We start from the raw sequence: 23767 nt of genomic DNA, 5'->3' as shown, positions 1-23767 counted from the left end.
CACCCACCGCGTCGAGTGGGCGCTGATTTCCGTCGAGTGTGCGCCGTTCCCCGTCGAGTGTGCGCCCTTTCCCGTCGAGTGGGCGCTGTTCCGCGTCGAGTGTGCGCTGATTCCCGTCGAGTGTGCGCCGGACAAAGCACCCGCCCCGACCACCCGCCGTGTGTGGCGGTGTGATCGGGGCGGTGGCGTGGTCGCGTTCAGCGAGCCGTCAGAGCAGTCCGACGAGGTCGTAGCTGCCCACATTCTTCGACAGCGCCCGGAGGTGATCGTTGGCGTCGCCGAGCGTGTGGCTGATCGCGGTCAACCGGGACAGGTAGTGACCCACCGGGTACTCGGCGGTCATACCGATGCCGCCGTGCATCTGCACGGCTTCCTGCCCGACGTGCCGCAGCGAACGGCAGATCTGCAGCTTCGCGCGGGAGGCGATGATCGGGTCGGCGACGCCGTCGGCCAGCGCAGTGGTCGCGTACAGGCTCATGCTGCGGGCGAGTTCGAGCGAGACGTACACGTCGGCGGCCCGATGGTCGAGGGCCTGGAACGTCGACAGGGTCACGCCGAACTGCTTGCGCGTCTTGAGGTAGTCGACGGTCAGGTCCAGGGCGCGCTCCATCGCACCGACGGCCTCGGCGCACAGGGCGGTCTGGATACCCACCTCGACGTCGGACAGCAGGGCGCCGGCATCACCCGAGCCGAGCCGCGTGGCCGGTGCGTCGGTGAAGGTGATCTGCGCACCGCGTCGACGATCGCTCGTGCGGTAGGCGACGCGGTCCACGCCGTCGGCGTCGGCGTCGACGAGGTAGAGACCGAGCTCGCCGTTCTCGCGTGCCGAGACGATCAGCTTGTCGGCGCAATCACCGTGGGGGACAAGCGCCTTGGTTCCGGTGAGCTTGCCGTCGGCGACGGTCGCATCCACCGCTGCGGCCGGCCAGCGATCGCCGGACTCCTGGTGGGCGAAGGCCATCAGCAACTCGCCGGATGCCAGCCCGCCGAGAAGCTCGGCGCGCAACTCGCCCTCGGCGGTGGCGACGATCAGCGAGCTGGGCACGAGTACCGAATCCAGGTACGGCTCGGGCGCATTGGCGCGACCGATCTCGCCCATCACGCTGGCGAACTCGACCGGACCGGCACCCGCGCCGTCGTCCTCCTCGGGGATCGTCAGACCCAGGATGCCGATGTCGGCCAACGACTTCCAGACGTCGCGGCTCCAGCCGAGTTCGGTGTCGGTGACCTTGCGCAGCGTCTCCACGTCGTAGGTCTTGGTCAGGACGTCGCGGACGGTGTCGCGCAACATCGTTTGTTCTTCGGACAGTTCGAAATCCATGAAAAATTCCTCGGGTGTCGAGAGATGTTGGGGCAGAAGGGGATCGGGGCTACAGGCCGAGGACGGCCTTGTCGATGATCTGCCGCTGAACCTCCGACGAACCGCCGTAGATGGTCACCTTGCGGTAGTTCAGATACGTCGGCACCGACAGCTGCGCCCACTCCGGGGCGAGGATGTCGGCGGAACCGTTGGCGGAGCCGGATTCGATCGCGGACACCGGCAGCGACTGGGGGCCGGCGATGTCGGCGATCAGCTCCATCGCCTCTTGCTGCAGTTGGCTACCGCGCAGCTTGAGCAGCGACGACGCCGGGTTCGGCTTGCCGTCGGCGGAGGACGCCACCACCCGCAGCTGGGTGAGTTCCAGTGCGAGCAGCTCGTTTTCGAGTTCGGCCAGACGTGCGGCCAACAGCGGATCCTCGAGCAGCGGGGTGCCGTCGGCGGCGGTCACTTCCCGTGCGAGTTCCTTGGCGCGGGCGAGCTTGGTGCGGGTGTAGCCGACGCGGGCGATGCCGTTGCGCTCGTTGCCGAGCAGGAACTTGGCCTGTGTCCAGCCCTGATTCTCCTCGCCCACAAGGTTTTCCACCGGAACGCGGACGTCGTTGAAGAACACCTCGTTGACCTCGAAGCCGCCGTCGATCAGCTGGATCGGGCGGAGTTCGACGCCCGGGGTGTCCATCGGGAACAGCAGCATCGAGATGCCGGCCTGCTTCTTGACGTCCGGGTCGGTGCGCACCAGGCAGAAGATCCAGTCGGCGAACTGGCCCAGCGTCGTCCAGGTCTTCTGGCCGTTGACGACGTAGTGATCGCCGTCGCGTACCGCCCGGGTCTTCAGGGACGCGAGATCCGAGCCCGCTTCAGGTTCGGAGAAGCCCTGGCACCACCAGATGTCGAGGTTGGCGGTCTTGGCCAGGAAACGTTCCTTCATCTCCGGGGAGCCGAACTGTGCGATGACCGGCCCGATCATGCCCGCGTTGAACGGCAGCATGTCCGGCACCGACGCCAGGCTCATCTCCTCGCGGTAGATGTGGTGCTGGATCGGGGTCCAATCCTGGCCGCCCCACTCCACCGGCCAGTGCGGCACCGCGTACCCGGCCTCGTTGAGGATGCGGGTGGTGGTGACGATGTCGTCGGGGTAATTGAGTTTTCCGGCGGCGCTGCGCTCACGAATGTCCTTGGGGACCTGGGTCGTGAAAAACGTCCGGAGCTCCTCGCGGAAGGCTTCCTCACTTGAACTGTATTTCAGGTGCATGCCTACCTTCATACTCTTCGAGGTCGCGGGGCAAAACCCGGGATGCCGGATCGGCCGGATCGGACACCGAAGATGAGACGATTCCGCCTCTGCGTCGCGCCCGCCGCGACAGCACCGCCCCGACGATCGCGACCAGCAGGACGTAGACGACGTAGCCGACGACGGTCTCCTGCAGGCCGACGTGACTGACGACGAGTCCGGCGATCACCGCGGGCAGGCTGAACGCCAGGTAGCTGACGATGAAGACGGCCGAGAACACCTGTCCGCGCTGCGGCGGTGGGGTGGCGGCGCTGATCGAGTCAAGGGCGCCGAGGAAGGTCGCGGCGAATCCGGTGCCGGCGATCAACGAGCCCGCCACATAGAACGGCAGCGCCGAGGTGAGCACCCCGGCCAGCGAGATCACCGCGCCGGCGGCCAGGGCGGGGTAGCCGTAGGCCAGTTTGGTCGCGGCGTCGCGTCCGATCAGCGCCAGTGACGTGAGCGCGCCGGCGGCGAAGAAGGTGAACAGCAGTGCGCCCGCCGCGGCGTGATTGTCGATGCCGAAGACCTTCGCGATCACCGACGACCCCAGCGAGAGGTAGAGCCCACCCATCGACCACGTCGCGACGAAGGCCGGCAGGGCGCCCCAGAAGAGATGGCGGATCTCGCCGGGTACCGACGCCTGCGGGGCCAGGGTGACCAGGACGTGCCGGCGTGAGGTGAATCCGATGCGTGACGACGTCTCGGGCACGATCAGCAGCGCGACGAGCAGCAGGGCGTAGATGCCGAGGGTGATCTCGTAGACCAGGAATCGCGGTTGCGGCGCGTACTGGACGAGGACACCGGCGATCGCGACCCCGGCGGCCAGACCGATGGTCGGGGCCGCCCCGGTGATCGCCGAGCCGAGGCGGGCGCTGGGCTGCAGGTCGACGACGGTGGCGGTCAGCGTGCCGATCGCGGCCCCGGTGGCCAGGCCCTGCAGGGCACGAGCGGCGATCAGGATGCCGACACCGTCGGCGGCCAGGAACAGCACCATGCTGGCGATCAGCAGGACCAGGGCCACGGCCAGTACCGGTCGGCGGCCGATGTGATCGGAGAGCGATCCCACCGACAGCAGGCTGATCAGCATCGTCACCACGTAGATCGCGAACACCCCGGTCAGGGTGAACGACGAGAAGCCCCAAAGCTGCTGGTAGACCGGGTACAAGGGCGACGGGGCGGCCGAGGCGAAGAGGACCATCACCACGGTCGCGGCGATCACCCAGAACGCGCGGTGCGGATGCAGTCGCGACATCGATCCTCCAAAAGCAAAGTGGTTTGCGTTAGGGCCAACCTAGCCCGACGTGGACCCCTAAAGCAACGCGATTTGCAATAATCGATTCCATGAGTGCGGTAACAGCGGACAACACCGAGGTCACGACGGGTCGCCGACCCGGTGGACGCAGTGCCCGGGTGCAACACGCGGTGTACGACGCGGTCGGCCGGCTCGTCGCCCGCGGTGAACGCGAGAGCATGACGATCCCGCAGGTCGCCGAGCTCGCCGGGGTCAACCCGACCAGCATCTATCGACGCTGGGGGTCGATCACCGCCCTGCTCGAGGAGGTCGCGGTGGCCGCGCTCACCCAGGGCGAGGCGCTGCCGGACACCGGCACGCTGGCCGGGGATCTGGCCGAGTGGGCGCGCATCATCGGCGCCGACATCTCCCGGCCGTCGCGTCGCGCCTACCTGCGCGCGATGGTCACCGCGCGCGACGACCTCATCGACGAATGCCCGTGCTGGGAGATCCGCCGCGGTCAGGCGGCCGAGATGGTCGGGCGGGCTTCCGGCCGCGGCGAGGCCACACCGTCGGTGGAACAGATCCTCGACCACATCATCGCGCCGCTCTATCACCATGCGGTCTTCGCCAAACACATCGACGATGAGTTCGCCACCCGCCTGGCCGCCGATGTCATGCGGATGGTCTGATCCTGGCGAATCCGATGCCCGTGACGTACTAGGCTCGGCGCGCATGAGGCATGTGCACGCGTTCGGTGACGACGCGCTGGGGGAATGGGACGCGGTCGGCGTCGCCGAGGCGATCACGCGAGGCGACATCTCGGCCACCGAGGCGGTCGAGGCGGCCCTCGCCCGGATCGACGCGGTCAACCCGACACTCAACGCCGTCGCGGTGGATGACCGTGAGCGGGCCCGCAAGCGGGCCGTCGACGGCGGGTACTGCGGCGGCTCGTTCGCCGGGGTGCCCTCGATCATCAAGAACAACACGCTGTTCGCCGGAATCCCGACGACGCACGGTTCGGCCGCGGTACCCGAGCGGGTGGCCACGAAGAACGAGCCGTTCACCGATCAGTTGCTGTCCACCGGCGTGAACATCGTCGGCGCCTCGACCCTGCCGGCCTTCGGGCTGACCGCGACCACCGAATTCGTCGACCGCGATCCCACCCGCAATCCGTGGGACACCGACTACTCCTGTGGCGCATCATCGGGTGGGTCGGCGGCGTTGGTGGCGGCCGGGGCGTTGCCGATCGCGCACGCCAATGACGGTGGCGGGTCGATCCGTATCCCGGCCGCGGCCTGCGGGCTCGTCGGACTCAAACCCACCCGCGATCGCGTCGTCGCCTCGCCCGAGGGGAAGTCGATGCCGATCGACCTGATCTCCAACGGCATCGTCAGCCGCACCGTACGGGATACCGCCCGTTTCCTCGCCGACGCCGAGACCTTCAGTCCAGCAAAGGGATTGCCGCTGGTGGGTCGCGTCGACGGTCCGTCGGAGCGACGCCTGCGGATCGCGATGCTCACCGAACCGCTGACCGGGCAACTCCTCGACGACGACACCCAGGCCGCGTTGACCGCCACCGCCGAACTCCTCGAAAGTCTGGGTCATCGAACGGAATTCGTGCCGGTTCCGGTGGACCGTTCGTATATCAACGAGTTCACCTCGTATTGGGCGATGCTCGCCTTCGGTATCGATCACTTCGGGAAACGGTTCGTCGACAAGGGCTTCGACCGTTCACAGCTCGACCCGTTCACCCGCGGCCTCTCGCGGATGTATCTGCGCCGGATGTGGCGCACCCCATCGATTCTGCGCGGTCTCAAGCGTTCCACTGTCCAACTGCGCGAGACCTTTTCGCGTTTTGACGCGGTGCTCTCGCCGACGCTGGCGCACACCACGCCGAAGATCGGCTACCTCGATCCGGCGGTGGATTTCGACAAGGTCTTCGATCGGCTGACCCGGTACGTGGCCTTCACCCCGGCGAACAACACGTCGGGCACCCCGGGAATCAGCCTGCCGCTGGCACAGACGTCGGACGGATTGCCGCTGGGCATGCACTTCTCGGCCGATATCGGTGACGAGCGGACATTGCTGGAACTCGCCTACGAACTCGAGGCCGCACGGCCGTTCGCACGCATTCAGGACGCGGGCTGAGACGCGGAAAGCATGGTCTCCCAGAGAATTTGGGTCCTGCCAGCGAATCTGGGTGCTACACCACCCATCTCCGCCAACAAGACCGCATCTCGACGGGGCGCTACGGCCGTGGCCGCCACGAGTTCAGCAGCCGGATCACCAAGGGGGCCAGAACGGTGGCGATCATCATGCAGATGGCCATACTCAGCAGGGACAGGGCGGCATTCGTCCCGAGACCGGAGAGTTCGCGATCCTCGGTGATGACTCCGCTGATCGCGACGAAACCCATCGATCCCGGAACCATCAACCAGAACGGCGGCAGATACATCACCAGGGCGCTCGGATGTCCCTTGGCGCGGTCGCTGACGACCCAGGCGACCAGCAGGGTGACGCCCAACGCGATACCGCCGGCGAACGCGGGCAGGATGACCAGCTGTGTCACGTTGTTGAGCCAGAAGGTCCCGAATGTCAACCCGATGGTCCACACCCACAACCGTTGGGGCGTACAGAAATACAGGGTGTTGCCGACCGCGAACACCGGTCCGGCGAGCCACAGCACCCACGACGGCGCCTGCTCACTTGTCAGATCCTGCAGGTGAACTGACGTCAGGCCGGCGACGTCGAGGGCCAACGCGAATCCGAACGCCATCGACAGCAGCACGATCAGCGCGGAGACCAGGCGGGTCGAGCCGGCGATCATGTCGCCGGTGGTGAGCTCGATCAGTGCGGTGGTGAGCGCCGCTCCGGGAATCAGTGTCACCACCGGGATGACGGCGAGTCGCACCGGGTCGTCGAATCCGCCGTGCACCGACCACAGTGCAATCGGCAATGCGGCCAGAAACGTCAACAGGACGGGCATCAGGGCGGTGATCGCCGGTTTGGTGCCACTCCACAACAGCACCGCCGCAATCGGAATCGACAGGACGACGGCAGCGACCGACGCCAACGGGCTCATCCGGAAGCACATGGCGAACCCCAACGCCATGAGCATGTAGCCCGCAATCCGGACCAGGGGATGAATCGGTGGCGGGGCAGCGGCGATGGCGCGCAGCTTGTGGAGCGCATCCGGAACCGGAATCGGTTCCCGCCGGAGCCGGTGCACCAGCGTCTCGGTGTCCGCGATCTGGTCGAATCGGTAGGGCGTAGTGCTGTTCGCCATCGCCGTCCGACCCCGTTGACGATCGAGCGCGATGATGTAGGTCGCGAAGACCTCGGTCGTCGCGTCGTAGTCGTACGTCGTGCAGATCTCGTGAAGAACCTGCTGCGTGAGGGGAACCGGGTACGACGAACTGTTGAGCGCCTCACCGACCTCGGTGATGAGGGTCAGCATGTCGTCCGGATCTGCCGATCCGGGCCGTTTCACCGCGTCATCTGACATGCCTGCACCTCACAGCGGGTCTCGATTGCCATGCGGACCAACCGATGTGGTCGGACTGCCGACACGGCTCGGATCAACCTACATCGGGGTGACCGGCGCTTCGATGCGGAAGCCCCGCGCGCAAGAGCGGATCTGTCCGACGCCACCGGGTGGAATCCATCGTCGCGACATCGCCGACAGCTGACGACGATGTATAGAGGAACCGCGGCCGTCGCGGGTGATTTCTCAGAAACCTTGGCACGGAATCGCTCGGATCGTGTCCCGAATCATCGGTGTCGTCCGCGGTAAACCTATTGCTGCGATGTTCTCTCGCACTGAGATAATGTTCTCGGCAGAATCGTCGACAACGAAAAGAGAATTCTGTGTGCACGCGTGTGATGTGGCCGGACGCCAACGGATCTGTCATCGTCGGCCGGAACATGGACTTCCATCAGGATCTCCACACCAACCTCTGGAAGCTCCCGCGCGGTGTGAAACGCAATGATCGCGTCGAGGGCACGCTGAAGTGGACCTCGAAATACGGCAGCGTGATTGCCGGCGTGTACGACATCCTGTCGACCGACGGGGTGAATGAGAAAGGGCTGGCAGGTCACATTCTGTGGCTCGCCGAGTCCGAGTACGGAACCCCGGATCCGAATCGTCCGCAGTTGGCGATGTCGGTGTGGCTGCAGTACTACCTCGACAATTTCGCCTCGGTTGCCGAGGCCGTGCGGTGGACTCAGGACAATGATCCGCAGGTGATTCCGATGGCGGACCCGACCGGCGGCAGCCACCCGGCGATTCATCTGGCACTCGACGACGCCACCGGCGATTCGGCGATCTTCGAATACATCGACGGCAAGCTCGACGTCTACCACAGCCGGGACTACTGGGTGATGACCAATTCGCCCACCTACGACAAGCAGTTGGAGCTCGTCCAGAAGTTCGAGGGTCTGGGCGGCTCGGAAGCGCTCCCCGGTACCTGCGACGCGGCCGACCGTTTCGCTCGTGCGTCGTACTACGTGCACCATCAGCCGCAGCCCACCTCGCGGTTGCAGGCCACCGCCGCGATGGGCAGCATCATGCGCAACACGGCGCAACCGTTCCGCACCGCGGACCCGGGCAAGCCCGATGCGTCACAGACGTTGTGGCAGGTCGTCATCGATCTGACCAACCCGCGCTACATCTTCGAGTCCACCACCCGCCCGAACACCGTGTGGGTCGACCTGAAGGATCTCGACTTCAGCGAGGGATCGGGAGACGCGAAGCTCGACCTCGTCAACGGTCTCGAGGTCGAGCACGGACTGTCGGGCAACGTCGGCCACAAGTTCAAGCATCACAAGTTCCACATCGTCTCCATCGAGCAGGCCAAGCTGATCGGGGAGTTGGTGGAGAAGGCCAAGCACAGCCTCGACGCGGCGAAGCCCATCGAGGAGCGCATCAAGGATATCCAGGACAAGGTCGACGCCAAACTCGTGGAGTTCGTCGACGCGACCTGAGTTCGCGCTCTCGATAACACTCTCTGCGACAACAGAATTGGGTCCTGTCAGAGAACCTGGGTGGTGTGCCACCCAGCTTCTCCAACAGGACCCAATTCTTGTGTCCGGGATTACCGGGACGTCAGTGGGCGACCGCCTCCTCGGCACCGATGCCGGTCAGCGAACGCACCTCCATCTCCGCATTGCGTTCCGGGGTACCGCGATCGTTCGGCGCGGTCAGGGTGCCGATGATGCCGAGCGCGAACGCGAGCGGGATCGACACGATGCCGGGGTTCTCCAGCGGGAACCAGGCGAAGTCGGCGCCGGGGATCATCGACGTCGCCTTGCCGGAGACCGCGGGGGAGAACACGATCAGCAGCAGCGTCGAGCCGAGGCCACCGTAGATGCTCCACAGGGCGCCGCGGGTGTTGAAGCGCTTCCAGTACAGCGAGTACACGATGGTCGGCAGGTTGGCCGCGGCGGCGATCGCGAAGGCCAGCGCCACCAGGAAGGCGACGTTCTGGCCGTTGGCCAGGATGCCCAGGACGATACCCAGCACGCCGAGAGTGATTGCGGCGTAACGGGACACACGCACCTGATCGTCTTCGCTCACCTTGCCGCGCTTGATGACGCTGGCGTAGATGTCGTGGGCGAAACTCGCCGACGCGGTGATGGTGAGGCCGGCGACCACCGCGAGGATCGTCGCGAAGGCGACCGCCGAGATGATGCCGAGGAGCACGGTGCCGCCGAGTTCGAAGGCCAGCAGCGGTGCCGCCGAGTTCTCCTTGCCGGCCGCGGCGAGGATGCGGTCCGGTCCTACGATGGCCGCGGCTCCGTAGCCGAGGATCAGGGTGAACAGGTAGAACGCGCCGATCAGGGCGATGGCCCAGACCACCGAGCGCCGAGCCTCTTTCGCGGTCGGGACGGTGTAGAAGCGCATCAGCACGTGCGGCAGACCGGCGGTGCCGAGCACCAGGGCGATGGCCAGCGAGATGAAGTTGATCTGCGACTCCAACGATCCGCCGTACTTGGCGCCGGGTGCGAGAACGTCACGGGCGGCGACCTTGTCGCTCGACGACCCCGAGATCGCCTGCTGTGCATTGCCGAGGATGTCGGAGACGTTGAGCCCGAACTTGGCGAGCACCATCACCGTCATGAACGCCGCGCCGGCGATCAGCAGGACGGCCTTGATGATCTGCACCCAGGTGGTGCCCTTCATGCCGCCGACGAGCACGTAGACGATCATCAGGGCGCCGACGACGGCGATCACCAGCGATTGTCCGGCCCGCGACTCGATGTCGAGGAGGAGGGCGACGAGACCGCCGGCACCGGCCATCTGGGCCAGCAGGTAGAACAGCGACACGGCCAGGGTCGAGATGGCCGCGGCCAGGCGCACCGGACGCTGCTTGAGCCGGAAGCTCAGCACGTCGGCCATGGTGAATTTGCCGGTGTTGCGCAGCAATTCGGCCACCAGCAGCAGGGCGACGAGCCAGGCCACCAGGAAGCCGATGGAGTAGAGGAAGCCGTCGTAGCCGTACACCGCGATGGCGCCGGCGATGCCGAGGAAGCTCGCGGCCGACAGGTAGTCACCGGCGATGGCGACACCGTTCTGCGGACCGGAGAAGGCGCGGCCACCGGTGAAGTAGTCGGCGGCCGAGGAGTTGTTCCGGCTCGCCCGGATGACGACGAACATGGTGATGGCGACGAACGCCACGAAGATCGCGATGTTGGCGACCGGATTGCCGACGGCGGCGGCTGCAGCGGTGGTCATCGTTCGATCTCACTTTCCATCTTGTCGCGCAGTGCGGCGGCCTGCGGATCGAGGTCGCGGTTGGCGAAGCGTACGTAGAGCCCGGTGATGAGGAACGTGGTGACGAACTGCAGCAGACCGAGGATGAGACCGACGTTGATGTTGCCCCACACCGGCGTCGCCATGAAGTCGTGCGCGAAGGCGCCGAGGGCCACGTAGAGCGCGTACCAGATCAGGAAGAACGCGGTCATCGGGAAGACGAAGCGGCGCAGGGTCCGCTTGAGGTTCTGGAACCCGGGGCTCTCCTGCATGGCGATGAACTGCTCGCCGGACGGGTGCAGCTGATGATGTTCGTGCGGTGGATGGCCGGGCGGCTGGGCCGACGCGGGTTGATCGACAGTGGACACGATGTCCCTCCCAACTGTGATGGTCGATGCATCACAGGGTGGGTGAGGCAGACATCACACACAATGGGGTGGCATGGGTCACACGACGAAGCCGGTCATCTGTGCGGTGGGCGGTCGGTGCGTGCCGATGAACGGTCGGGGGATTGCGTGTACTACTGACGCCATGACCCTGCTCTGGGACCAGCACGCCTGCCTGCCGCTGCAGCCCGACGCCGACGTCGACCCCCTCACGCGGTTCGCGCGGCCCGGCCCGACCTATGTCTCGGTCAACGTCGGGTACTCACCGCAGACCTGCGCCGATTCCACGCGGCTGCTGCACCGTTTCCGCGCCGGAATCCAGGCGCACCCGCACCTGCGCCTGGCCGCCTGCGTCGACGACATCACCACCGGCGACCCCACCCGGATCGCGATCGCCTTCGACCTCGAGGACTCCCACCCGCTCGACGGCGACCTCGACAACGTGGCCGCCTTCACCGCACTCGGCGTACGGACCATGTTGCCCAGCTACAACCACGCCAACCGGGCCGGCTGCGGATGTCTCGACACCGACGACACCGGACTCACCGGCTGGGGGCGGGACCTGGTCGCCGAGATGAACGCTGCGGGCATGGTGCCCGATGGTTCACACTGCAGCGCCCGCACCGGCCTGGACATGTGCGAGGTGTCCACCAAGCCGGTGATCTACAGCCACTCCTGCATGCGGGCGGTCTGGGAGCATCCACGCAACATCACCGACGATCAGGCGCGGGCGTGTGCGGCCACCGGCGGCGTCGTCGGGATCACCGGGGTCGGAATCTTCCTGGGGCCCAACACCCCGTCGATCGAGGCGATGATCCGCCACCTCGAGTACGCCGTCGAGCTCGTCGGCATCGATCACGTCGGTGTCAGCACGGATCACTCGTTCGATGCCGCGGACTTCCTCGACGAGATCCGCACCCATCCGGAGGCCTTCGACGAGTCGTACACACGCTGGGGCCCCATCGAGTGGATGGCGCCGGAGATCTTCGTGACGCTCGGCGATCACCTGCGTGCGCGCGGCTGGGCCGACGCCGACGTCTCCGCGGCGCTCGGCGGGAACTTCGCCCGGGTGGCCGCGGTGAGTTGGTGAGGGTGAGTAGGTGACACCCGGTGCGGGTTACCGCTTCTGGACCAGACCCACGATCCACAGCAGGATCACCGAGCCGAGAATGGCGGTGAACAGGGTGAACCACCATCCGCCGCCCGCGGTGTCGAGGAAGAAGCTCAGCAGGAAGCCGCCGATCAGCGCGCCGACGATGCCGATGACGATGTTCATCAGCAGCCCGGAGCCGCCGCCCTTGACGATCTTGCCGGCGATCCAGCCTGCGATGGCGCCGATGAAGATATAGCTGATCCACCCGACGTTGGTCAGGGTGGTCGATCGGGCGAGGATCTCGGTGGCGGCCAAGGTGATCATGGTGAACTCCCGTCGGTGGGCGGTCGATCGAACCCCTCGACCGTAGCCCGTCGACGCCGATCGATCGAGGTGTATCCGCGATGACGCATTCCTGGTTCACGACGGAAACGGTTGCTGCGCCCCGGGTTCAGCGTTCGCCGGGGACGCGTTCGACGCCCATGCCGAGCCGTTCGGGCACGTGCATGCGGGCGAAGATGCGCGACAGGTCGCCGGGTACGCGGCGTCGGGTGCCGAGGCTGACCAGCACCATCGTGGCGAAGGCCAGCGGCACGGTGACCGCGGCCGGATAGCCGATGATCACCGCGGGCCACCCGCCGAGGGCCTCGTCGTCGATGACCCCGGCGATCGCCAAAGAGGTTGCGGTGCCCGAGGACACGCCGCCGATCACCATGCCGCAGATCGCGCCCATCGGGGTCAGTCCACGCCACCAGATACCCAGGATGAGCAGCGGACAGAGGGTGGAGGCGGCCACCGCGAACACCAGGCCGACGGTCCGGGACAGCTCCAATGACGCGGTCGCCAGGGAGAACACGATCGGCAGCGTCCCGCCGATCACCGCCGCGATCCGGAAGTCGCGGATGCGGCCGGACAGCACGTCGGTGGACACCGCGCCGGCGACGCTGACGAGCAGACCCGACGACGTCGCCAGGAAGGCCGCGATCGCACCCGCGGCGACGAGGGCGGCGAGGAGTTGCCCGGCGAGCCCACCGACCGCCGCCGACGGCAACAGCAACACCGCCGCGTCGGCGGTCCCGGTGATCAGCAGCTGCGGCACGTAGAGCCGCGCGAACACGCCCAGCAGGAGGGGAAACAGGTAGAACAATCCGAGCAGTGCGATCACGGTGAGTGCGGTGCGGCGGGCCGAGCGGCCGTCGGGATTGGTGTAGAAGCGCACCAGCACATGCGGCAATCCCATGGTGCCGAGGAACGTCGCGATGATGATCGAATACACCTGGAACAGTGGATGTTCGCCGCCCAGACCACCGCCGGTGGACAGCCACGCCGCACCCGTCGTCGGCGCCCCGGCGACCACCGGGGTGGCCGCACCGGCATCGAGATGGATGGTGGTACCCGACCGCAGGGTGTACTCACCGGGAGCGGGGAATCGGCCGTCGCGCATCTCGTGGCCGTCGACGACGCCGCTGACCCGCACGCCCGCGACCGCGGGCACCGCGACGACGGTGTCGGTGGTGACGTCCACGGTGGTCGCGACGTCCACCCGCGGTGGTGCGGGTTCGCCGACGGCGTGGCGATCACCGAGGAACACGATCACCAGGGCGAGTGCGGGAACGCCGATCGCGGTGAGTTTCAGCCAGTACTGGAAGGCCTGCACGAAGGTGATCGACCGCATGCCGCCGCCGACCACGTTGACGATGACGATCACCCCGACGGCCACCGCACCCACCCACACCGGCACGCCGAGCAGAATGTTCAATGTCAGTCCCGCGCCCTGGAATTGGGGGATCAGGTACAGCACGCAGATCACCACCACGACGATCATCGCGGTCTGGCGGGCCGGGCGGGACGCGAGCCGGAACTCGGCGAAGTCCGGCACGGTGTAGGCGCCGGACCGACGCAGCGGCGCGGCGACGAACAACAGCACGCCGAGGTAGCCGGCGGTGAAGCCCACCGGATACCACAGGGCGTCGGCGCCGTATTTGGCGACGAGTCCCGCGACACCGAGAAAGGATGCCGCCGAGAGGTATTCGCCGGAGATCGCGGCCGCGTTCCAGCGTGATCCGACACTGCGGGAGGCCACCAGGAAATCGGAGGTGGTGCGGGCGAAGCGGCCGCCGTAGGCGCCGATGACGATGGTGGCCAGTGCCGCGACCACCAGGGCGGTCGCGGTCAGCACCGACTCACTCATCGTCGGCCATCGGTGGCCTCGGAGGTACGGGTGTCGTCGTCGACGACGCCCATGAAGTCGCTTTCGGCCTGCTCGGCCAGCCGCACGTAGAGGCGTCCGAAACCGTAGAGGACCGGATACAGTGCGACGCCGAGCACCAGCCACGACAGTCTGATGCCGAACACGTCGAAATCGGCGAGACTGGGTAAGATGATGCCCAGCAACGGGATCAGCGCGATCAGTGCGACGATGCTGACGCCGAGGCGTAGGGCCAGCCCCAGTTGTGCGCGCATCAGTCCGCGCACGAGGGCGTCGCCGACCTCGGTCTGCTCATGGACCTCCACGCGGGTGCGGACGATCCGGGCGCCGCGGCGTTGTGCGAGGACCACCCGCTCGCGGTGCGGTGGGCCAATCATTGCTCGTCCCCGGATCGGTACGCGCGCATGGGGTCCCGGATCAGTCGGTCCTTGAGTTCCCGAACCTGCCTGCGGCTCACCGGGAGTTCGGCAGCGTCGGCGGATCCGTTGGCGCGCACACACACCACCGTCGTCGAGCCGGCCGACCGCAGGCCGGTCACCATCGGCAACGCCACCAGGTACGAACGGTGGATGCGGGCGAAACCCTTGTCCTGCCAGCGTGATTCCAGTGTGCTCAGCGGGATGCGGACCAGGTGCGCTCCGGTGGCCGAATGCAGTCGTGCGTAGTCGCCGACCGCCTCCACCCAGGAGATCGAGTCGCGACGCACCAGCGAGGTCACCCCACCGAGTTCGACGGGGATGACGTCATCGTCGCGCCCGGACTCCGGCTCCGCGTCGCGGTGTCCGGCGACCGCGGCCTCCACCCGTTCGATGGCCTGCCGTAATCGCTCATCGCGCAAGGGTTTCAGCAGGTAGTCGAGGGCGCCGACGTCGAAGGCGTCGACGGCGCGATCGTCGTGGGCGGTGACGAACACGATCGCCGGCGGATCGCTCAGTTTGCCCAGGACGGTGGCCAGTTCGATGCCGGACAGTCCCGGCATGTTGATGTCGAGGAAGACGGCGTCGATGGTGTAGTCGTTGAGGGTGCGCAACGCCTGGGTGGCATCGGAGGCCGAGCGCACCTCGCCGATGCCCGGTTCCCGGGAGAGCAGGTACACCAGTTCGTCGAGGGCGGGCCGCTCGTCGTCGACGGCCAGAACGCTCAGGGGCACGGCGAATCCCATCTCATTGCTGCTTCATCACACCTGCACGCCGGCACGGAACTTCGGGACGCGCATACCGACCTTGGTTCCGGCGCCGATGCCGGTATCGACCACTAGACCGTAGTCGTTGCCGAACGCCGCCCGCAGCCGATGATCGACATTGGTGAGCCCCACGTGGGCGCCCGCGGATTCGCCGCGTTCCCGAGCGGACGGTCCGGGCGGATCGAGCGCGTCGATCTCACCCGACCGCAACAGCTCCGGGTCCATGCCGACGCCGTCGTCCTCGACGGTGATCACACAGTCGGCGCCCTCGTCGCGGGCGATGATCGTGATGGTGCCGCCGCCTTTGCCGGCCAGTCCGTGCCGGACCGCGTTCTCCACGAGTGGCTGCAGGGCCAGGAACGGTACGACGACGCCGAGGACCTCCGGTGCCACCTGTAACCGCACGTCGAGGGCGGTGCCGAAGCGGGCCCGCTCCAACGTCAGGTAGCGGTCGATGTTGCGCAGTTCGTCCGACAGCAGGGTGTACTCACCGGCGGCACGGAACGAGTAGCGGGTGAAGTCGGCGAACTCGATGATGAGTTCGCGGGCGCGGTCCGGGTCGGTCCGCACGAACGACGCGATCGTGTTGAGCGCGTTGTAGATGAAGTGCGGACTGATCTGCGCGCGCAAGGCCAGGACCTCGGCGCGGTCCAGGCGGGTGCGTGACGCGTCGAGTTCGGCCAGTTCCACCTGATCGGCGACGTAGCGGGCGACCTCGGCGATGGCGCCGAGCTTGCCGGGGGTGGGGTGGTCGACGGTGACGACGACCAGCGCACCGGCACCCACGTCGTCGGCGATCAGCGGTTGGGCGATGAGCGTTCGCACCGGCGACTCGGGGCCGGACGGGTCGTTCACCAGGACACGTCGCTGGTCGGTCAGAGCGGACGTGGCCGCCGTGTCCGCCGCCGCGATCAGCAGCTCATCCCACGTGACGATGTCGGTGGCGTCGTGGGCGAGCAGCGACGGTTCGGCGTCGTAGAGCGCGATGCCGTCGGCGGCGGTCAGGGAACGCAGCGGCGGGAGGGCGTCCCGCGCGGCGTCGGCGGTGAGGCCGCCACGCAGCGACCGAGCCGCCAGCGACGCGGTGTGCAATGCCGTGTGCACGGCACGTTCGGTGGGGGTGGCGACGACGCGGCGGGTGCGGACCAGCACGATCAGCCCGGCAACGACGGCCACCGCGACGATCGCGAGCGCGATCGCCAGACCGCTAGACATGACAACTCCCGGATGTCGACCTCACGTGTGTCATTGTCGCGCGTTCGAATGGTCCGGTATGAGGCGAATGGGGGATGTGTCGTAGCGTACCGAGGACATGTCGGGGGCTGTGGGAAGTGGCCCATGGATGCGGAGGTGAGAAATGCGCAGGATGTCGGCGCGAGTCATTGGTGGAATCGGTGCGGGATTGCTGGCTGCGGCCACCCTGACCGGCTGCGGAGCCCTGCCGTTCGGCGACTCCTCGACGGTGTCGTCGGTGACGGAGAGCCAGGACGGTGGAGGTGACGTCGACTTCGACGCGAACATCGGCGACTGCGTCTACCTGTCCGGCACCACCTTCGAGGCCGAGATCGATCACGCGACCTGTGGGCAGGACCCGGCCAACTACGTCGTGGTGGCCAAGGCGCCGACGAAGGAGGCGTGCCCCTCCGACGTCGACCAGACCTACTACGTCACCCGGGGCAGCACCCAGCAGGGCGCATTGTGCCTCGACACCGACTGGGCCGTCGGCGAGTGCATGACCGTGCCGAGCTATGGCGACCCCGCGCACGTCGAATGCACGTCGTCGGATCCGGAGGCGCTGCGCGTCCTCGAGATCGTCCCCGGTACCACCGACGACAGCCTGTGCCCGGACGCGACGACCAACTACTACACCTATGACGAACGTCAGAAGGTCGTCTGCGTGGAGAAGTTGCAGGGCTGACGGACTCCGACGACTCGACCAGCGGTAGGTGACCTCCCGCTGGTCGAGTGCCGACGAGCTTGCGAGTCGGTGTATCCGTCGGGCCGAGCTTGTCGAGGTCGAGACCACTTCCGCAATTCGACAGCGCAATACCTCCCCCGCTGGTCGAGTGCGCCGCGCGAGCGAAGCGAGCTCGTCGCGTATCGAGACCCACTTGCGTAAGTTGAAAGCTCCACCCAAGCAACAGCTCCCACTCACCAGGGTGGCCACGACCTCGACAGGCTCGGCCCGGCGGATACGGGGCTCCGCAAGCTCCGCCCCACTCGGCCAGCGGTGGGCAACCCCCGCTGGCCGAGTGCCGACGAGCTTGCGAGGCGGTGTATCGAGGCCACTTCTGCAACCCCCGCTGGCCGAGTGCGCCGCGCGAGCGAAGCGAGCTCGTCGCGTATCCGCCGGGCCGAGCTCGTCGAGGTCGAGACCACTTCCGCAGTTCGACAGCGCAATACCTCCCCCGCTGGTCGAGTGCGCCGCGTGAGCGAAGCGAGCTCGTCGCGTATCGAGGCCACCTTCGTAAGGTGAAAGCCTCACGCAAACAGGCGGTTCAGTAACCCCCGCTGGCCGAGCCGACCTTCCGTTAGCCGACCCGCCCCTCCCGTTGGTCGAGCCGGTCCGGAGCGATAGCGGAGGACCGAGTCGAGACCTCCGCAACCCGACGACGAAACCGAGTCACCGCCAACCGAACACGGCTCTGCCGACACTGACAGCGCTCACCCCCAACCGATTCCGCGGCGGAAAGACTTGTCGGTGGCCGTCGCTACACTTGACTCAGTTCAGTTGAATCGAACGAGCAAAGGGGGTGAACATCATGGCCACCAACACAATTACCGGCAGCAAGGCGCCGGAACTGTCGATGACCGCCGACGACGCCGCCATGATCGATCACCTCCCTGTCGAGGCGGCCACCGCCCTGGCCCGATCCCTGCAACGCCAGGAACGGCAAGTGATCGCGCGGAAAGTGCTGTCCGCGGCGCGGATCGGGCACACCGTATACGACGAGATGCTGCTCTCGGGCCATCAAACCAACGTGCACACCACCGGCGCCGTCGACAAGTCCGCGACCGGCAAGGTATCCACCACCCTGGGAGTATCGGTGCCGCAAGCAACGGCGTGGATGACGTTGAGCTTTCTGCTGTCAACGCTCCCGACCGTGACCGCCGCATTCCTCGACGGTGACCACTCCCTGGAACGCATCCGCATCATCGCCGACGAGATCGTCGTCCTGTCCGACGATGACGTCCGTGCCTTCGCCGAAACCCGTGCACTGCAACTCGCCGAACGCAATCAGGCCGATACGACCCTGCGGGATCAGGTCATCGAGATGGTGATCGCCCTGGATCCCGACGGTGCCGCCGACCGTCGCGAGGAGCCGCCGCACGGGATCAGAACGTGCGGGTGCGCCGGGACACCAACGGGCACTGCAGCATCTCGGTCTACGCACCAGGCGAGATGGGTGCCCACCTGGCGGCGCGGATCGCGAAGATGATCAGTGAGCGGATCTGCCCGCGTGATCCGCGTCGTCAGGGTCAGGTGCAGGTCGCGGCATTCGCCGAAATCCAAGGACTGCCCGGCGCGCACCTGTCGTGCGAATGCGGGCGAGGCGACTGCTCCCGGGCGATCCCCTTGCCGGAGGAGCCGAGTGGTCTGACCGACCTCGACATCGACGTCGACGAGACTGATCCGTCCGACGATGTCGATGCGGACGCCGACGTAACCGACGATCTCGAGACGACCGACGATGCACAGTCGGACGCTGATGGTGACGCCGATGTCACCGACGATGCCGAGACGATCACCGACGACGACGCTGACTTCGATGCAACGGATACCGAAGAGGCGCAACCCGACACCGACACCGAAAGCGATTCGCAGTTGTCGCTGTCGTTGATCACCGATCCGTCCGGGCAGCGGGAGGCCCGGTTGGAGTACTTCGGCGTGATTGACAACTCCCACGCCCGATCGCTGATCAGCTCGGGGCAACTGGTGACCGTCAGCGAGTTTCCCACCCTGGACATCCCCAGCATCAACACCGCCACCTCACTCGATCGGATACCCGCTGCGTGGCGTCGCCTCGACGATCCGTTCCCCGCGGCACCGATCGACCCCACCGGACACGGCGGACATCTGCTCCCACCGCCGGGTGCGTTGACGTATCGGATACCGGCATGGTTGCGGGAGAAGATCATCGAGTTGGATGGCACCTGCCGGTACCCGCATTGCGGCCGCCCGGCCAGTGAATGCCAGATCGATCACCTGGTGAAATTCGTGCACCAGGATCCGATCACCGGTGGCTGGACCGTGGAATTCAACCTGATGCCGTTGTGCACCCCGGACCATCAGAGAAAACACATGGGGTTGTTGATCCCCACCATGCTGTCGGATCGGGCTGTCATCTGGCGCGACCCGGTCACCGGGGAGACCATTACCACCTATCCGCGGTAGGTCACTACCGTCGGGTGGTGCTGCGCTGCAATTGTTTTCCAGCATCGGGTTGCGTGGTCTCGACACGCCACGGGCTCGCAAGCTCGCACGAGGCGGCTCGACCGGCGAGACGGTGACGGCTCGACCGGCGGGAGTTTTGGTGCGCTGCAGTCGGTTTCCAGCACCGGGTTGCGTGGTCTCGACCGGAGGGGATGGTCGGCTCGACCGACGAAACGGGGCGGCTCGACCGGCGGAAGTCGCCCGCCGGCCGAGCCGCATGTCGGTCCTCAGCCGTTGTCCCGCAACTCCCTTCGCAGGATCTTGCCGGTGACGGTCTTCGGTAGTTCGCCGACGATCTCCACCGCGCGCGGATACTTGTAGGCTGCCATCTGTTCCTTGCAGAAGGCGATCAGGTCGTCGGGTTCGACGGACTCACCTTCGCGAAGGGAGACATAGGCTTTCACGGTTTCGCCGCGGTAGTCGTCGGGTACCCCGACGACCGCGGCCTCCCGGACGGCCGGATGGGTGTAGAGGACGTCCTCGACCTCCCGTGGCCACACCTTGTACCCGGACGCGTTGATCATGTCCTTCTTGCGGTCGACGAGATAGAACCAGCCGTCGGCGTCCATGAAACCGACGTCACCGGTGTGCAGGGCACCGCCGGGGATCGAACTCGCCGTCGCCTCCGGCTTGTTCCAGTACCCCGCCACCACCTGTGGACCGGACGTGACGAACTCGCCGACCTCGCCGGGCGCGACGTCGTTGCCGGCCTCGTCGACGACACGCACCACGGTGTTGAACACCGGCACGCCCACCGACAACGCTCCCGACGCCGGATCGACCGGAGCCCGAACACCTAGTGGCACACCATGAGACGGGGAATTGGTCTCGGTGAGCCCGTAGATGTTGTGAATGTAGGCGCCGAAGACCTCCTCGAGGCGGTCGGCGACCGCCGGTGCGATCGGAGCGCCACCGGAGTACAGGATGCGCAGACTCTCGAAATCGTCGCGGGTGGCTCCCGGTGCCGACGCCAGCGCGTTGAACGCGGTGATCGCGGCGACCGTGAACACCGGACGATGCTCCCGGATGGCGTCGAGCATGACCGACGGTTCGAAACGATGCGCAAGCACCAGCGGCGATCCGGCGATCATCGCGAACATGACATGCCCGACCAGCCCGGTGATGTGGAACAGCGGTGCCACGCCCAGCACACCCTCGCCCGGCTTGAGGCCGGTCCAATCCCGATACGTCTGCGCATTGAACGCCAGGTTCCCATGAGTGTTCATGGCGCCCTTGGGATTACCGGTGGTACCCGAGGTGTAGGCGAGCACCGCGACGTCGTCGGGGCTCAACGTCACCGGCGGCAGCTCCGCGCCGATGTCATCGTCGATGATGGTGAGCAGGTCCAGCGTTCCCTCCGGCTTCGTCCGGGTGAGTCCGGCGAAGAGACGCTCGTCGTTGCGACCCTGGAAGTCCAACGGCGAGCAGGTGATCACCGTGTGCACCGACGTGGTGCCGGCCGCGATGACCTCCTTGGCGACGGTCTCGTACAGGTCGTCGAGGGTGAGCAGAGCGACCGCGCCGGAGTCGGTGAGCAGATAGGTCAACTCCCGGGCCTTGTTCATCGGGTTGATCGCCACGGCGGCACCACCGGCCCGCCAGGCGGCGATCAGACCGATGACGAACGCCGGATTGTTCTGCACATACAGGGCGAGTCGGTCGCCTGCGTTGAATCCCTTCTCGCGCAACGTGACCGCCACGGCACGTGACGCCTTGTCGACGTCACCGAAGCTCAGTGAGCCGTCGAAGTAGAGCAGGAACGGATCATCGGGATGATCGGCGACCGCGGCGTCGAAGATGTCGAGTCCGGTGCGGTACTCGACGTCGATGTCGGGTGGCGACCCCGGCGGGTACAGCGCCAGCCAGGGCCGGTCGGTGTAGGTGGGGCCGCTCACTTGAGCACCACCGGGTTGACCGGGGAGCCGGTCGCATTGTGGATCTTCAACGGCGCTGCGACATAGAAGAATTCGTACACGCCGTCGGCGGCGCAGTCGGCGGCGAGCTTCTCCATGTCGCAGATCTCGGTGAAGGTGACGCCGAGGTTGCGCATCAGGGCGTTGTGCAGCACCAGCGCGACGCCGTTGTGCGGGTCGGTGGTGATCTCGTTGGCGATCGTGTCGGTGACGAGGTTGGGGATCTCGTTGTTCTGGAACCACTCCACGAGTTCGGGGGAGTACACCAGGCCGGGCTCGCAGAAGTCGTCGTAGAACTTGTCGCCCTGGCGGAAGAACAATTCCAGATGGTTGGTGCGGATCAACAGGATGTCGCGCGGCTTGATCTCGATACCCTGTGCGGCGGCGCACTTCTCGAGGTCGGTGTGGTCGAAGGTCTCGCGGGGTCCGAGGCAGTCGACACCGCGGAAGCGGGCCATGTCCAGCAGCACCGCGCGCCCGGCGACGCCTCGTTCGGCGATGGGTTCGACGCTGGCCTTGTCGAGTCCGCCGACGGTGGTGCGGGCGTCGTAGCCGTTCCAGATCTTGCCGCCGTACCAGACGTGCCCGAGTGCGTCGTACTGGGTGGAGCCCTGCAGGAAGGCGTTGATCTTGTCGTCGGCGTAATGCAGTCCGCCGGGGAAGGCCGGCCCGTCACCGCCCTCGTCCCAGTGCGACTCATCGAGGATCATCTCCCGGGTCGCCGGGCTGCGTCCGGGCCACACCGGGTCACCGTCGGGGTCACCGATCAGTCGTTGCAGCGTGAACAGGGCGCCCTTGCGGATCAGCGCGGCACCGGCGAGCACCTGCTCGGCGGTCAGGTAGTTGAGACTGCCCACCTCGTCGTCGGGACCCCACTTCCCCCAATTGCTGGGTGCGCCGTCGAGGAGCTCGGTGAGGTCGGGAGCCTGTGGTGCGGATGTCATGGTGTGGTCGCCTCCATCGATTCGTCAGGTCTGAACAGTCCGAGCGATCGTTCGGACCGGGTTCAGTGAGATGAGGATCACAGATGGACCGGGCGTGCGTCAACCCCCGCCGCCGCAGGCCCATCGGCGGCGATCGGAGCTCGCAGATGTTCAGTCGGGCTGAACCCGATGGCCCATCATGGTCAGCGCCAACCGGGCGTACTCGGCGGCCACCTCGTCGGGGGACTGCGGCCCGCGCGGCGAGAACCAGTAGGGCAGCGCCATGCACATGGTGGCGATGGCGCGGCCGGTGTTGTGGGGTGTGTCGGTGGTGAACTCGCCGGTCGCGACGGCGCGGGCGGCCGCGTGGTCGAGGCGTTGCTGGATGCGACGGCGATTGTCGGCGATCCGCGACCGGTCGGGCTCCTCGAGGCTGCGCATCTCGGTGGCCACGATGAAGGCCAGGTCACGCCGATGGGTGTGGCACAGTGCCAGTGCCTCCACCATTCTCGCGAAACTCTCGACTGGAGAATCGGTTTCATCGGATGCGGCGGCCATGCGCCAGGTGATGTCGGCGATCGTGAGATCGCAGAGAGCGACGAGCATCTGCTGCTTACTGCGGTGATGGTGATAGATCCCGGCGACGCTGATGCCCGCGGCGTTGGCCACCAGCCGCATCGTGGCGCCGTGATAGCCGGTCTCGGTGAACACCTCCACCGCGGCCGAGAGCACCGGGTCCAGATCGAGGTCGGCGAAGTGGCGCCAGTCGCCGGAGGCGGGATGTGCGGCGTCGGCCACCGGTGCCCCGGCGTCGAAATCGAGGAGCGTGGAACTCGGCACGTCGAGTGCGGCGGCGATCGCGTTCAGCCGGTCGATCGTGACGGCGACCTTGTCGTTCTCGATCGCACTCATGGTGCCGACGCTGACGCCGAGCGCGCTCGCCAGCGCACGCAGGGTGATCCCCGCGTGTTCACGGGTGCGTCGAACCGCCGATCCGACCGCACTTCGTTCAGCCATGCTGAACACGGTAGGGCATCGGTGCGCTACCT

Annotated in this window: 21 protein-coding genes; 7 read left to right on the top strand and 14 right to left on the bottom strand. The window is 66.7% G+C overall.

Annotated features, from left to right (window positions below; genetic code table 11):
- Positions 1–208: 208 nt before the first annotated feature.
- Genes ABLE92_RS13095 through ABLE92_RS13085 form a run of 3 tightly spaced genes read right to left on the bottom strand, consistent with a single transcriptional unit; the run spans position 209 to position 3843 of the window.
- Positions 209–1321: an acyl-CoA dehydrogenase family protein gene (locus tag ABLE92_RS13095; RefSeq protein ID WP_348805213.1), complete on the bottom strand. Its 1113-nt coding sequence runs from the start codon at positions 1319–1321 to the stop codon at positions 209–211.
- Between the two features lie 49 nt (positions 1322–1370).
- Positions 1371–2570 (bottom strand): acyl-CoA dehydrogenase family protein, encoded by a 1200-nt coding sequence (locus tag ABLE92_RS13090; RefSeq protein ID WP_348805212.1) that lies wholly within the window; start codon positions 2568–2570, stop codon positions 1371–1373.
- Entirely contained in the window at positions 2545–3843 is a 1299-nt protein-coding gene (locus tag ABLE92_RS13085; protein WP_348805211.1) for an MFS transporter, read from the bottom strand. The genes ABLE92_RS13090 and ABLE92_RS13085 overlap by 26 nt, the downstream gene beginning before the upstream one ends.
- An 89-nt stretch (positions 3844–3932) precedes the next feature.
- Here ABLE92_RS13085 and ABLE92_RS13080 point away from each other — a divergent pair, with 89 nt between their 5' ends.
- Positions 3933–4514 (top strand): TetR/AcrR family transcriptional regulator, encoded by a 582-nt coding sequence (locus ABLE92_RS13080; protein ID WP_348805210.1) that lies wholly within the window; start codon positions 3933–3935, stop codon positions 4512–4514.
- Between the two features lie 43 nt (positions 4515–4557).
- Positions 4558–5973, top strand: a complete 1416-nt coding sequence (locus tag ABLE92_RS13075) for an amidase (protein WP_348805209.1) — start codon at positions 4558–4560, stop codon at positions 5971–5973.
- 100 nt (positions 5974–6073) lie between these two features.
- Here the strand turns inward: ABLE92_RS13075 and ABLE92_RS13070 are convergent, their stop codons facing one another.
- On the bottom strand, positions 6074–7330 hold the full coding sequence (locus tag ABLE92_RS13070) for a threonine/serine exporter family protein (RefSeq protein ID WP_348805208.1): 1257 nt from the start codon (positions 7328–7330) through the stop codon (positions 6074–6076).
- 362 nt (positions 7331–7692) lie between these two features.
- Between ABLE92_RS13070 and ABLE92_RS13065 the strand changes: the two genes are divergently transcribed.
- Positions 7693–8808 carry a linear amide C-N hydrolase gene (locus tag ABLE92_RS13065; protein ID WP_348805207.1) on the top strand — a complete coding sequence of 372 codons (1116 nt, stop codon included), beginning with the start codon at positions 7693–7695 and terminating at the stop codon, positions 8806–8808.
- Between the two features lie 121 nt (positions 8809–8929).
- Here ABLE92_RS13065 and ABLE92_RS13060 read toward each other — a convergent pair whose 3' ends face one another.
- Positions 8930–10558 carry a monocarboxylic acid transporter gene (locus ABLE92_RS13060; protein WP_348805206.1) on the bottom strand — a complete coding sequence of 543 codons (1629 nt, stop codon included), beginning with the start codon at positions 10556–10558 and terminating at the stop codon, positions 8930–8932.
- The gene (locus ABLE92_RS13055; RefSeq protein ID WP_348805205.1) at positions 10555–10944 is read right to left on the bottom strand and encodes a DUF485 domain-containing protein; all 390 of its coding nucleotides are present in this window, start codon (positions 10942–10944) and stop codon (positions 10555–10557) included. Before ABLE92_RS13055 ends, ABLE92_RS13060 begins: the two co-directional genes overlap by 4 nt.
- A 163-nt stretch (positions 10945–11107) precedes the next feature.
- On the opposite strand from ABLE92_RS13055, the gene ABLE92_RS13050 reads away from it, so the two are divergent.
- Positions 11108–12052, top strand: coding sequence for a dipeptidase (locus tag ABLE92_RS13050; protein ID WP_348805204.1), 945 nt, complete (start codon positions 11108–11110; stop codon positions 12050–12052).
- A gap of 27 nt (positions 12053–12079) precedes the next feature.
- On the opposite strand, the gene ABLE92_RS13045 is transcribed toward ABLE92_RS13050, so the two are convergent.
- The 5 genes from ABLE92_RS13045 to ABLE92_RS13025 form a co-directional block, all read right to left on the bottom strand.
- Positions 12080–12379, bottom strand: coding sequence for a GlsB/YeaQ/YmgE family stress response membrane protein (locus ABLE92_RS13045; RefSeq protein ID WP_348805203.1), 300 nt, complete (start codon positions 12377–12379; stop codon positions 12080–12082).
- A 127-nt stretch (positions 12380–12506) separates the two neighbouring features.
- A complete protein-coding gene (locus tag ABLE92_RS13040; protein WP_348805201.1) occupies positions 12507–14246 on the bottom strand; it encodes a sodium/solute symporter in 1740 nt (579 codons plus the stop codon).
- Entirely contained in the window at positions 14243–14641 is a 399-nt protein-coding gene (locus ABLE92_RS13035) for a hypothetical protein (RefSeq protein WP_348805200.1), read from the bottom strand. The genes ABLE92_RS13040 and ABLE92_RS13035 overlap by 4 nt, the downstream gene beginning before the upstream one ends.
- Entirely contained in the window at positions 14638–15426 is a 789-nt protein-coding gene (locus ABLE92_RS13030) for a LytR/AlgR family response regulator transcription factor (RefSeq protein ID WP_348805199.1), read from the bottom strand. The genes ABLE92_RS13035 and ABLE92_RS13030 overlap by 4 nt, the downstream gene beginning before the upstream one ends.
- A 15-nt stretch (positions 15427–15441) precedes the next feature.
- On the bottom strand, positions 15442–16662 hold the full coding sequence (locus ABLE92_RS13025) for a sensor histidine kinase (protein ID WP_348805198.1): 1221 nt from the start codon (positions 16660–16662) through the stop codon (positions 15442–15444).
- Between the two features lie 151 nt (positions 16663–16813).
- Here ABLE92_RS13025 and lppU point away from each other — a divergent pair, with 151 nt between their 5' ends.
- The 3 genes from lppU to ABLE92_RS13010 all read left to right on the top strand — a co-directional run bounded on the left by lppU (position 16814) and on the right by ABLE92_RS13010 (position 19843).
- Positions 16814–17365 (top strand): LppU family putative lipoprotein, encoded by a 552-nt coding sequence (gene lppU, locus ABLE92_RS13020; RefSeq protein ID WP_348805197.1) that lies wholly within the window; start codon positions 16814–16816, stop codon positions 17363–17365.
- A gap of 844 nt (positions 17366–18209) precedes the next feature.
- On the top strand, positions 18210–18887 hold the full coding sequence (locus ABLE92_RS13015; protein ID WP_348805196.1) for a DUF222 domain-containing protein: 678 nt from the start codon (positions 18210–18212) through the stop codon (positions 18885–18887).
- Positions 18851–19843, top strand: coding sequence for an HNH endonuclease signature motif containing protein (locus tag ABLE92_RS13010; RefSeq protein ID WP_496560802.1), 993 nt, complete (start codon positions 18851–18853; stop codon positions 19841–19843). The genes ABLE92_RS13015 and ABLE92_RS13010 overlap by 37 nt, the downstream gene beginning before the upstream one ends.
- Before the next feature lie 266 nt (positions 19844–20109).
- Here ABLE92_RS13010 and ABLE92_RS13005 read toward each other — a convergent pair whose 3' ends face one another.
- The 3 genes from ABLE92_RS13005 to ABLE92_RS12995 all read right to left on the bottom strand — a co-directional run bounded on the left by ABLE92_RS13005 (position 20110) and on the right by ABLE92_RS12995 (position 23735).
- Positions 20110–21777: an AMP-binding protein gene (locus ABLE92_RS13005; RefSeq protein WP_348805194.1), complete on the bottom strand. Its 1668-nt coding sequence runs from the start codon at positions 21775–21777 to the stop codon at positions 20110–20112.
- Positions 21774–22739, bottom strand: coding sequence for a cyclase family protein (locus ABLE92_RS13000; RefSeq protein ID WP_348805193.1), 966 nt, complete (start codon positions 22737–22739; stop codon positions 21774–21776). Before ABLE92_RS13000 ends, ABLE92_RS13005 begins: the two co-directional genes overlap by 4 nt.
- 150 nt (positions 22740–22889) lie before the next feature.
- Entirely contained in the window at positions 22890–23735 is an 846-nt protein-coding gene (locus tag ABLE92_RS12995) for a TetR-type transcription factor C-terminal domain-containing protein (RefSeq protein WP_348805192.1), read from the bottom strand.
- Positions 23736–23767: the final 32 nt, after the last annotated feature.

The sequence above is a fragment of the Gordonia oleivorans genome (assembly GCF_040044975.1).
Classification (GTDB): domain Bacteria; phylum Actinomycetota; class Actinomycetes; order Mycobacteriales; family Mycobacteriaceae; genus Gordonia; species Gordonia oleivorans.
This window is presented reverse-complemented; position numbering and strand designations above follow the sequence as displayed.

Coding starts and splice junctions, on each gene's coding strand:
- ABLE92_RS13095 (WP_348805213.1), bottom strand. CDS start 1,321: ATGGATTTCGAACTGTCCGAAGAACAAACGATGTTGCGCGACACCGTC.
- ABLE92_RS13090 (WP_348805212.1), bottom strand. CDS start 2,570: ATGCACCTGAAATACAGTTCAAGTGAGGAAGCCTTCCGCGAGGAGCTC.
- ABLE92_RS13085 (WP_348805211.1), bottom strand. CDS start 3,843: ATGTCGCGACTGCATCCGCACCGCGCGTTCTGGGTGATCGCCGCGACC.
- ABLE92_RS13080 (WP_348805210.1), top strand. CDS start 3,933: ATGAGTGCGGTAACAGCGGACAACACCGAGGTCACGACGGGTCGCCGA.
- ABLE92_RS13075 (WP_348805209.1), top strand. CDS start 4,558: ATGAGGCATGTGCACGCGTTCGGTGACGACGCGCTGGGGGAATGGGAC.
- ABLE92_RS13070 (WP_348805208.1), bottom strand. CDS start 7,330: ATGTCAGATGACGCGGTGAAACGGCCCGGATCGGCAGATCCGGACGAC.
- ABLE92_RS13060 (WP_348805206.1), bottom strand. CDS start 10,558: ATGACCACCGCTGCAGCCGCCGCCGTCGGCAATCCGGTCGCCAACATC.
- ABLE92_RS13050 (WP_348805204.1), top strand. CDS start 11,108: ATGACCCTGCTCTGGGACCAGCACGCCTGCCTGCCGCTGCAGCCCGAC.
- ABLE92_RS13045 (WP_348805203.1), bottom strand. CDS start 12,379: ATGATCACCTTGGCCGCCACCGAGATCCTCGCCCGATCGACCACCCTG.
- ABLE92_RS13040 (WP_348805201.1), bottom strand. CDS start 14,246: ATGAGTGAGTCGGTGCTGACCGCGACCGCCCTGGTGGTCGCGGCACTG.
- ABLE92_RS13035 (WP_348805200.1), bottom strand. CDS start 14,641: ATGATTGGCCCACCGCACCGCGAGCGGGTGGTCCTCGCACAACGCCGC.
- ABLE92_RS13030 (WP_348805199.1), bottom strand. CDS start 15,426: ATGGGATTCGCCGTGCCCCTGAGCGTTCTGGCCGTCGACGACGAGCGG.
- ABLE92_RS13025 (WP_348805198.1), bottom strand. CDS start 16,662: ATGTCTAGCGGTCTGGCGATCGCGCTCGCGATCGTCGCGGTGGCCGTC.
- lppU (WP_348805197.1), top strand. CDS start 16,814: ATGTCGGCGCGAGTCATTGGTGGAATCGGTGCGGGATTGCTGGCTGCG.
- ABLE92_RS13015 (WP_348805196.1), top strand. CDS start 18,210: ATGGCCACCAACACAATTACCGGCAGCAAGGCGCCGGAACTGTCGATG.
- ABLE92_RS13010 (WP_496560802.1), top strand. CDS start 18,851: ATGGGTGCCCACCTGGCGGCGCGGATCGCGAAGATGATCAGTGAGCGG.
- ABLE92_RS13000 (WP_348805193.1), bottom strand. CDS start 22,739: ATGACATCCGCACCACAGGCTCCCGACCTCACCGAGCTCCTCGACGGC.
- ABLE92_RS12995 (WP_348805192.1), bottom strand. CDS start 23,735: ATGGCTGAACGAAGTGCGGTCGGATCGGCGGTTCGACGCACCCGTGAA.